This is a genomic window from Streptomyces sp. NPDC002130, from assembly GCF_040296465.1.
Classification (GTDB): domain Bacteria; phylum Actinomycetota; class Actinomycetes; order Streptomycetales; family Streptomycetaceae; genus Streptomyces.
This window is the reverse complement of record NZ_JBEOXI010001179.1, coordinates 1-1,097: the sequence shown is the minus strand read 5'-3', so window position 1 is coordinate 1,097 and position 1,097 is coordinate 1. Positions and strand designations below refer to the sequence as shown.

1 protein-coding gene and 2 pseudogenes are annotated in these 1,097 nt (G+C 63.5%); all 3 read left to right on the top strand.

Going from position 1 to position 1,097, the window contains the following annotated elements; all coding sequences use genetic code 11:
• Positions 1-246 (top strand): hypothetical protein (locus ABT116_RS49455; protein ID WP_351648233.1); only part of this gene is annotated, 246 nt, incomplete at its 5' end.
• A pseudogene (locus ABT116_RS49450) lies at positions 224-967 on the top strand (universal stress protein); the annotation flags it as partial. The gene ABT116_RS49455 and the pseudogene ABT116_RS49450, both read left to right, overlap by 23 nt.
• Positions 968-1,026: 59 nt before the next feature.
• Positions 1,027-1,097 (top strand): annotated as a pseudogene (locus ABT116_RS49445) (flavin reductase); the annotation flags it as partial.

The window sequence follows — 1,097 nt, the reverse complement described above, 5'->3', positions numbered from 1 at the left end:
GACGGCACGAAGTACCGAGCCTGGGCAGAAGATCAGCAACACGAACGCCGAGCGAAACCCGGCCATCTTCTCGCGCCGTTGCTCGTGCTCATGTTCGCGGTCGCGACGCTGGTGTGGTTGCCCTTGACGACTGCCGCATGCTCGATAGTCGTCGCAGGATTGCTGTTCGGCACTGTCCTGCAAGCCAGTTCGCATTCGACAGACACAGCTCGAGGAGTTCACGATGAAGCCCGAACTATCGACTGACCTCATCACCTCCGAGTGGTCCGCAAACGGAGCGGTCGTCGTGTGTATCGACGGATCCCCTCTGCGCCATGACGTGATCACGTGGGCGGCCGAGTTCGCGCATCGCCACAGTCTCTGGATGCGAATTGTTTTCGTAGCTCCGACCACCGCCGATCCGAACACCTCGGCGTCACCGACCGGCCTGTTCATGGAAGCCATTCAGATCGCCGAGTCGGTGTCGCCAGATCTTCGGATCCGGACCGATCTGATCTCCGGGGAGAACACCGCAATTCTCACCGCGCTGACCGCTGAGGCCGCCTTGATCGTCACACCACAGGACGATCTCGCTGCCCCTGCCCCGAGGTGTTCGTTCGCAAAAGTCGGAACACCGCGTGAAAGCATCGCTGCGGCAGCCTTGCCCGTTGTCGTCGGTTTGGACGGAAGCGCCTACAGCGAAAGCGCTCTGGCCATCGCATTCAAGGAAGCAGAGGCAGCGAACACCGAACTGGTCGTCGTGCACGCAGCGCCGCCAGAGGCCGAGCTGCGTCGAGACTTCGCATCCGGGCACGCGCCCCAGCACTCGACGCCGCTGACGTGGCAACTGTCGGGTTGGGCCACGCTCTACCCTGGCGTCGCCATCCGTCAGATCGAGTTCGACGGCCCCTCAGTTGCCATTCTTGAACAACTCTCTACCGAGGCACGGCTTCTCGTCGTGGGTCGGCGTGGGCGAGGTTCGTTCGACGACGCCGGCCTCGGCACCACGAGCAGTGCGATGATTCGAAAAGCACACTGCCCGGTCACCGCACCGAGCAGCGGGTCCGGGCGGGCGACCACACGCTGGTCATCGGCCGCGTGCTGACGGCAGGGGTGCC